3 protein-coding genes and 3 pseudogenes are annotated in these 4953 nt (G+C 64.6%); all 6 read left to right on the top strand.

What is annotated here, in order from left to right:
- A partial coding sequence (locus YU1_RS0125300; RefSeq protein ID WP_035716705.1) for an IS3 family transposase occupies positions 1 to 280 on the top strand: 280 nt, incomplete at its 5' end.
- Positions 281 to 501: 221 nt separating this feature from the next.
- The gene (wecB, locus tag YU1_RS0125295; RefSeq protein ID WP_245263454.1) at positions 502 to 1665 is read left to right on the top strand and encodes a non-hydrolyzing UDP-N-acetylglucosamine 2-epimerase; all 1164 of its coding nucleotides are present in this window, start codon (positions 502 to 504) and stop codon (positions 1663 to 1665) included.
- An 11-nt stretch (positions 1666 to 1676) separates the two neighbouring features.
- A pseudogene (locus YU1_RS34610) lies at positions 1677 to 2101 on the top strand (transposase); the annotation flags it as partial.
- A 104-nt stretch (positions 2102 to 2205) separates the two neighbouring features.
- Positions 2206 to 3704, top strand: a pseudogene (gene istA, locus YU1_RS31240) (IS21 family transposase).
- Positions 3704 to 4432 carry an IS21-like element helper ATPase IstB gene (gene istB, locus YU1_RS0125280; RefSeq protein WP_029006429.1) on the top strand — a complete coding sequence of 243 codons (729 nt, stop codon included), beginning with the start codon at positions 3704 to 3706 and terminating at the stop codon, positions 4430 to 4432. The pseudogene istA and the gene istB overlap by 1 nt, the downstream one beginning before the upstream one ends.
- Before the next feature lie 106 nt (positions 4433 to 4538).
- Positions 4539 to 4953 (top strand): annotated as a pseudogene (locus tag YU1_RS31235) (IS66 family transposase); the annotation flags it as partial.

Here is a 4953-nt window from a genome sequence, read left to right as displayed (position 1 = left end):
CAGCATGGAGTGGGCCTCGTTCCTGAAACACCACGATCTGCAGCCCTCGATGAGCCGTCGTGGCAACAGCCACGACAACGCCATGGCCGAGAGCTTCTTCAATCTCCTCAAGCGCGAACGCATCCGCCGCAAGGTCTACCGCACGCGCAACGAGGCACGCCGGGACGTGTTCGATTACATCGAGATGTTCTACAACCCCACCCGCAACCACGCACGCAACGGGATGCTGTCGCCCATCGAGTTCGAACGGCAGCACAAAGCCAATGCCGAGGGCGTCTAGAAAACGCGGGGCGGTTCATCTTGCCGCCGCGGGCAAGCATGACGCCGACCCGCCACGCCGCGTCATAGGCTTCCCGCGGAAGCGTACCGTTGGGCACGAGGATGACGGGCTTCGTGGGCAGCGCCGACCAGGCCGTTGCTATAGCAAATTAACAGCCGCTCATATATCTTCATCCTATGTTAGGCTATCGCCTGCAGTGAGAGCGTGTCCGGCCTCACAACATGGACCGATCAACACATGACAACTGGTACCTCATGAAGGTGATGAGTATATTCGGGACGCGGCCTGAAGCCATAAAGATGGCGCCGCTTGTCCGGGCAATCGAGGCCTCTCCGGAGTTGGCGGGAGCAGTCTGCGTGACGGGACAGCATCGCATGATGCTGGATCAGGTGCTCTCCTTTTTCGGCATCATGCCGGCCATCGATCTGGACGTGATGGTCCCAAATCAGACCCTCAATGGTCTCATGTCGCGCGTGCTGGCGCGCCTCGATGAGGCCTTGGCCGAGCACCGCCCTGATTACGTGCTGGTTCATGGCGACACCACGACCGCACTTGCGGCCACGTTTGCGGCCTTCCATAGGGGCATTCCCGTGGGCCATGTGGAAGCGGGACTGCGCACCTACGACCTCACCCAGCCCTGGCCGGAAGAAATGAACCGTCAGGTGGTAGATCGTATGGCCCGCGACCTGTTCAGCTCCACCGAGCAGTCCGCCACGCATCTGCGCGAAGAACGGGCCCCGGGGCGAATTTTCGTTACTGGCAACACGGTCATCGACGCGCTCCTGATGACGCTCGACCGTATTGATGCGGATGCGGAACTGAAAGGCGCCCTCGACCGGCAGTTCTCTTTCCTCGATCCCAGGCGACGCCTAGTGCTGGTGACGGGGCACCGTCGAGAGAATTTCGGCGAAGGCTTTGCCCAGGTCTGCGAGGCGCTGGCCACTCTCGCACAAAGGCAGGACACCGAAATAGTCTACCCGGTCCACCTGAATCCCAATGTCCACGGGCCGGTGCACGAATGCCTCACGGGCAAGCCAAATCTGCACCTGATCCCACCGCTGGATTATGTTCCCTTCGTATCTCTCATGCGTCGGGCGACCGTTATCCTCACGGATTCCGGCGGTGTACAGGAAGAGGCCTCCTCCCTCGGCAAGCCGGTTCTGGTGATGCGGGACGTGACGGAACGCCCCGAAGCTGTCGCGGCGGGAATGGTGGAACTAGTGGGCACCGACGCCGCCCGCATCATCGCGCGCGTCACCCGCATTCTAGACCTCGCAGACAGCCCGTCGTCTTCGGCGGTGCGCATCACCCCCTATGGCGACGGCGGCGCAAGCCGCCGCATCGTCGACGTGTTGTGCGGACGCATTCCGCTCCCCCTTGCATGAAGGAGAGTTCCCTGAAGGCGTCGAAGTTCACGGAGGCGCAGATCGCGTTCGTGCTGAAGCAGGCGGAAGACGGAGCACCTGTGGCGGAGGTGTGCCGGAGGGCCGGGATATCGGATGCGACGTTCTACAACTGGCGCAAGAAATATGCGGGTCTGATGCCTTCGGAGATGCGGCGTCTGCGCCAGCTCGAGGATGAGAACGCCAAGCTGAAGCGGATCGTGGCCGACCTGTCGCTCGACAAGGCAATGTTGCAGGATGTGCTGTCAAAAAAGCTCTGAGGCCTGCGTGCAAGCGCGCGCTTGTGGACAGGCTGCGCGACGACTGGAATGTGTCGGCCAGGCGTGCCTGTGCCACCCTTTCTGTTGATCGTGCGCTCTATGCCTACAAGTCGAAGCGGGGCACGCAGGCCGAGCTGAACCAGCGGATCAAGGATGTGTTTCGGCATGGAAGATTGACCCCGTTGTGAGGGGGATCGGCGTGTAATATTGCCCCCCCTCTTGGCTCATGGTCCGCCGTTTGGTTGCGACGGGCGGGCTGGGGATGAAGGGCGTGGATACGATTGCACGGATCCGGCGCGAGCATTTCGTGCGCGGCAAGTCGATCAAGCAGATCGTGCGGGAGCTGCACGTCTCGCGGAACACGGTGCGCAAGGTTCTGCGCACCGGAGCGACGGCCTTCAGCTACGAACGGGAGGTGCAGCCGCTGCCGCGGATCGGGCCCTGGCGGGAGGCCCTGGATGGGCTGCTCGCCGGCAACGAAGGGAAGCCGGGGCGGGAGCGGCTGACGCTGATCCGTATCTTCGAGGATCTGCGCCGCCAGGGGTATGAGGGCAGCTACGATGCTCTGCGCCGCTATGCCAAGGGCTGGCGGCGGGCGCAGGCGACGATGACGGCTGCGGCCTACGTGCCCCTGAGCTTCGCCCCCGGCGAGGCCTACCAGTTCGACTGGAGCCACGAGATCGTCCTGATCAACGGCACCACGGTGTCGTGCGCGTCGCCCATGTGCGGCTGTGCCATTCGCGGATGCTGTTCGTGCGGGCTTATCCGCGCGAGACACAGGAGATGGTGTTCGACGCCCACGATCGGGCCTTCGCCTTCTTCAAGGGCTGCTGCACGCGCGGCATCTACGACAACATGAAGACCGCGGTCGATGCGATCTTCGTGGGCAAGGAGCGGGCTTATAATCGCCGCTTCCTGCAGATGTGCAGCCATTATCTGGTGGAGCCAGTCGCTTGCACCCCGGCATCCGGCTGGGAGAAGGGCCAGGTGGAGAACCAGGTCGGGTTGGCGCGGGAACGTTTCTTCACGCCGCGCCTGCGGGTGAAGAGCTACGACGAGTTGAACGCCTGGCTGCTGGATCAGTGCATCGCCTACGCCAAGGGCCACCCGCACCCCGAGCGGCGGGAGGAGACCATCTGGCATGCGTTCGAGGCCGAGCGTCCTGCCCTGGTGCCCTATGCCGGGCGGTTCGACGGCTTCCACGCCGTCCCGGCCTCCGTATCGAAGACCTGCCTGGTTCGCTTCGATAACAACCGCTACTCGGTCTGTGCCAGCGCCGTGGGGCGCCCGGTCGAGGTCCGGGCCTATGCGGAGCGGATCGAGCTGCGCCAGGATGGGCGGCCGGTTGGCTCCCACCCGCGCTGCTTCGGCCGGGACCAGACCATCTTCGATCCCTGGCACTATGTGCCGGTCCTGGCGCGCAAGCCCGGCGCCCTCAGGAACGGCGCTCCGTTTAAGGACTGGGTCCTGCCCACGAGCCTCGATCGCGTCCGGCGCAAGCTCGCCGGTGCCACCGACAGCGACCGGCAGATGGTGGACATCCTCACCAGCGTGCTGAGCGACGGGTTGCCCGCGGTCGATGCAGCGTGCGCCGAAGCTCTCGGCCAGAGCATCCACTCGGCCGACGTGATCCTCAACATCCTCGCCCGGCGCCGAGAGCCCGCGGCCCCCCTCACCATCGTCACGCCCGACGCCTTGCGCCTCCGCCACGCCCCGAACGCCGACTGCTCACGATACGACCTGTTGAGGAGATCCCCGTGATGGAGCGTTCCCAGATCCTTGAGACCATGGGCGAGCTCAAGCTCTATGGCATGAAGGCCGCCTACGACGAGATCATCGCCACCGCCGTCAAGCGCCAGCACGAGCCGCAACGCATCGTCGGCGACCTTTTGTCGGCGGAGATCTCCGAGAAGCAGGCCCGCTCCATCAAGTACCAGATCACCATCGCCAAGCTGCCCCTGGCCAAGGACATCGACGACTTCGTGTTCGACGACACCCCCATCAACGAGACCCTGGTGCGCGACCTCGCCGGCGGCAACTTCCTCGCCCACCAGCGCAACGTCGTGCTGATCGGCGGCACCGGAACCGGCAAGACCCATCTGGCCATCGCCATCGCGCGGTCCGCCATCCGAGGCGGCGCCAGAGGCCGCTTCTTTAACGTCGTCGACCTCGTCAACAAGCTGGAGGCCGAGGCCCGATCCGGCCGCCAGGGTCGCATGGCCGATTATCTCTCTCGCAAGGACTTCATCGTCCTCGACGAACTCGGCTACCTACCCTTCGCCCAGTCCGGCGGCCAGCTCCTGTTCCACCTCGTCAGCCGGCTCTACGAACAGACCTCGGTCATCGTCACCACCAACCTCGCCTTCGGCGAGTGGCCGAGCGTCTTCAACGACCCCAAAATGACCACCGCGCTCCTCGAGAGCCTCACCCACCACTGCGATATCGTCGAGACCGGAAACGAGAGCTGGCGCTTCAAGAACCGCGCCTGACCTCCGCCACCATTGACCCCACTGCCGCTGCGCCAAATCAATGCCCCAGGCCGGGGTCAACATTCGGCGCCGATAAGGGGTCAGGTTTCCTTGCCGATTGACAAACCTGGCGTTCTGCTGGGCGCATGCACGGCGCCGCTTCTACGAGCTCGCACAGTCAGGCCCCGCGCCCATCGCCGGCGAGGCCCTGCAGCGCATCGCCGAGCTCTATCACGTCGAGGCTGCGATCCGGGGGCGGCGCCCGGATGAGCGTCAGGCCACGCGCCAGGAAAAGAGCAGGCCGATCATCGAGGCTCTCGAGCCATGGTTGCGGGCGAAGCTGGCGCTGATCAGCCAGAAGACCAAGCTCNCGGAGGCGATCCGCTACGCGCTCTCGCGCTGGGAGGGGCTGCCCCTCTTCCTCGACGACGGCCGCGTCGAGCTGGACAACAATATCGTGGAGCGCTCCATCCGCCCCCCGGCCCTCACCCGGAAGAATGCGCTCTTCGCCGGCTCCGACCGCGGCGCCGAGCACTGGGCCG

This window comes from Azorhizobium doebereinerae UFLA1-100 (assembly GCF_000473085.1).
In the GTDB taxonomy this organism is placed as follows: Bacteria; Pseudomonadota; Alphaproteobacteria; order Rhizobiales; family Xanthobacteraceae; genus Azorhizobium; species Azorhizobium doebereinerae.
This window is presented reverse-complemented; position numbering and strand designations above follow the sequence as displayed.

Bases quoted from the DNA above. Each gene is read 5' to 3' on its own strand.
- wecB (WP_245263454.1), top strand. From the start codon at position 502: ATGGACCGATCAACACATGACAACTGGTACCTCATGAAGGTGATGAGT.
- istB (WP_029006429.1), top strand. From the start codon at position 3,704: ATGGAGCGTTCCCAGATCCTTGAGACCATGGGCGAGCTCAAGCTCTAT.